General features: G+C 59.5%; 3 protein-coding genes. All 3 read left to right on the forward strand.

Annotated elements, in window-relative coordinates:
- The first annotated feature begins 140 nt into the window (after positions 1-140).
- Positions 141-464, forward strand: a complete 324-nt coding sequence (locus tag HMPREF3277_RS03185) for a cupin domain-containing protein (protein ID WP_070870020.1) — start codon at positions 141-143, stop codon at positions 462-464.
- A 189-nt stretch (positions 465-653) separates the two neighbouring features.
- Positions 654-2,834, forward strand: coding sequence for a TonB-dependent iron piracy receptor TdfF (tdfF, locus tag HMPREF3277_RS03190; RefSeq protein WP_070870021.1), 2,181 nt, complete (start codon positions 654-656; stop codon positions 2,832-2,834).
- 178 nt (positions 2,835-3,012) lie between these two features.
- Positions 3,013-3,242 (forward strand): hypothetical protein (locus tag HMPREF3277_RS15175; RefSeq protein ID WP_210401149.1); only part of this gene is annotated, 230 nt, incomplete at its 3' end.

Here is a 3,242-nt window from a genome sequence, read left to right on the forward strand (position 1 = left end):
GTTAGGGAGAGGGCAGTAAGCCGCAGGCTTGCATAAAAGCTGATAACACTTCCGTTACAACCCCGCCCACTGAAAGCAGCCTGCAACGAAACCAAAACGACAAACCGCATCAAAAACCACCCAACCCATAGGAGAACCCCATGCAAAACGAAACCATCAACCTGAAACAGCACCTTGCCGTCATCAAAGAATACTGGCAGCCCGAAATCATTAACCGCCACGGGTTCCAATTCCGCCTGGTCAAACTTTTGGGCGATTACGGCTGGCATACGCACGGATACAGCGACAAAGTGCTGTTTGCCGTGGAGGGCGACATGGCGGTGGACTTCGCCGACGGCGGCAGCATGACGATACGCGAAGGCGAGATGGCGGTCGTGCCGAAGTCGGTGTCGCACCGCCCGCGTTCGGAAAACGGCTGCTCGGTGGTGCTGATTGAGCTGCCCGACCCGTCCGAGGTCGCCTGAAAACGAAGTTTCCGAAGGAAGCTGAGTTTCTGCGAAGCTAAAACGAAGTTTCCGAAGGAAGCTGAGTTTCTGCGAAGCTAAAACGAAGTTTCCGAAGGAAGTCGAGTTTCTGCGAAGCTAAAAGCAGCCTGCACCTTCAATATGCCGAAAGCACAACCCCACCGCACACCAACACACAAAGGAAACCCCATGACACGCTTCAAATACTCCCTGCTGTTTGCCGCCCTACTGCCCGTGTACGCGCAGGCCGATGTTTCTGTTTCAGACGACCCCAAACCGCAGGAAAGCACCGAATTGCCGACCATCACCGTTACCGCCGACCGCACCGCGAGTTCCAACGACGGCTACACCGTTTCCGGCACGCACACCCCGCTCGGGCTGCCCATGACCCTGCGCGAAATCCCGCAGAGCGTCAGCGTCATCACATCGCAACAAATGCGCGACCAAAACATCAAAACGCTTGACCGCGCCCTGTTGCAGGCGACCGGCACCAGCCGCCAGATTTACGGCTCCGACCGCGCGGGCTACAACTACCTGTTCGCACGCGGCAGCCGCATTGCCAACTACCAAATCAACGGCATCCCCGTTGCCGACGCGCTGGCCGATACGGGCAATGCCAACACCGCCGCCTATGAGCGCGTGGAAGTTGTGCGCGGCGTGGCAGGGCTGCTGGACGGCACGGGCGAGCCTTCTGCCACCGTCAATCTGGTACGCAAACGCCCGACCCGCAAGCCATTGTTTGAAGTCCGCGCCGAAGCGGGCAACCGCAAACATTTCGGGCTGGGCGCGGACGTATCGGGCAGCCTGAACGCCGAAGGCACGCTGCGCGGCCGCCTGATTTCCACCTTCGGACGCGGCGACTCGTGGCGGCAGCGCGAACGCAGCCGCGATGCCGAACTCTACGGCATTTTGGAATACGACATCGCACCGCAAACCCGCGTCCACGCAGGCATGGACTACCAGCAGGCGAAAGAAACCGCCGACGGCTCGCATAGTGCCGTTACCTATGACAGCCAAGGTTATGCCACCGCCTTCGGCCCGAAAGACAACCCCGCCACAAATTGGTCGAACAGCCGCCACCGTGCGCTCAACCTGTTCGCCGGCATCGAACACCGCTTCAACCAAGACTGGAAACTCAAAGCCGAATACGACTACACCCGCAGCCGCTTCCGCCAGCCCTACGGCGTGGCAGGCGTGCTTTCCATCGACCACAGCACCGCCGCCACCGACCTGATTCCCGGCTATTGGCACGCCGACCCGCGCACCCACAGCGCCAGCGTATCATTGACCGGCAAATACCGCCTGTTCGGCCGCGAACACGATTTAATCGCGGGTATCAACGGCTACAAATACGCCAGCAACAAATACGGCGAACGCAGCATCATTCCCAACGCCATCCCCAACGCCTACGAATTTTCCCGCACGGGCGCCTACCCGCAGCCATCATCGTTTGCCCAAACCATCCCGCAATACGGCACCAGGCGGCAAATCGGCGGCTATCTCGCCACCCGTTTCCGCGCCGCCGACAAGCTTTCGCTGATTTTGGGAGGACGATACACCCGTTACCGCACCGGCGGCAGCTACGACAGCCACACCGGCGGCACGCCCACCATCCGCGCCAACCGTTTCACCCCCTACACAGGCATCGTGTTCGACCTGACCGACAACCTGTCGCTTTACGGCTCGTACAGCAGCCTGTTCGTCCCACAATCGCAAAAAGACGAACACGGCAGCTACCTGAAACCCGTAACCGGCAACAATCTGGAAGCCGGCATCAAAGGCGAATGGCTTGAAGGCCGTCTGAACGCATCCGCCGCCGTGTACCGCGCCCGTAAAAACAACCTCGCCACCGCAGCGGGACGCGACCCGAGCGGCAACACCTACTACCGCGCCGCCAACCAAGCCAAAACCCACGGCTGGGAAATCGAAGTCGGCGGCCGCATCACGCCCGAATGGCAGATACAGGCAGGCTACAGCCAAAGCAAAACCCGCGACCAAGACGGCAGCCGCCTGAACTCCGACAGCGTGCCCGAACGCAGCTTCAAACTCTTCACCGCCTACCACTTCACCCCCGAAGCCCCCAGCGGCTGGACCATCGGTGCGGGTGTGCGCTGGCAGGGCGAAACCCACATCGACCCTGCCACGCTCCGCATCCCCAATCCCGCCACCAAAGCCCGCGCCGCTGCCAACAGCCGCCAGAAAGCCTACGCTGTCGCCGACATCATGGCGCGCTACCGCTTCAATCCGCATGCCGAACTGTCGCTGAACGTGGACAACCTGTTCAACAAACACTACCGTACCCAGCCCGACCGCCACAGCTACGGCGCACTGCGGACAGTGAACGCAGCGTTTACCTATCGGTTTAAATAAGGTCGTCTGAAACGGAGTTTCCGAAGGAAGCGGAGTTTTTGCGAAGCTAAAGTGCAACTTTTGAAAGTACAGCTTCAAAAAGAGTTAAAAATTGCCTGAACCTTAAAAGCAGCCTGCAACCCAATCCCCCCTCCCTGTGGGAGAGGGCTAGGGAGAGGGTGGCAAACCGCAGGTTTGCTTGGACAGCATTTTCAACGTGCAGGCTGCTTTTCACTTCGTTTTAACTTCGCAGAAACTCGACTTCCTTCGGAAACCTCGTTTTCAGACGACCTTTTGGAACACCATAGGCACACGCATCGACCGGCTGAATCAAAGATTCAGACCGATGGCAGTCCGCACTCGAGTTTATGCGGCAAACAGCAAGGCTACGGCAGCCCGTCCCCTCTCCCCGTGGGAGAGGGTTAGGGA

The organism is Neisseria sp. HMSC70E02 (assembly GCF_001838645.1).
GTDB classification, from domain to species: Bacteria; Pseudomonadota; Gammaproteobacteria; order Burkholderiales; family Neisseriaceae; genus Neisseria; species Neisseria macacae.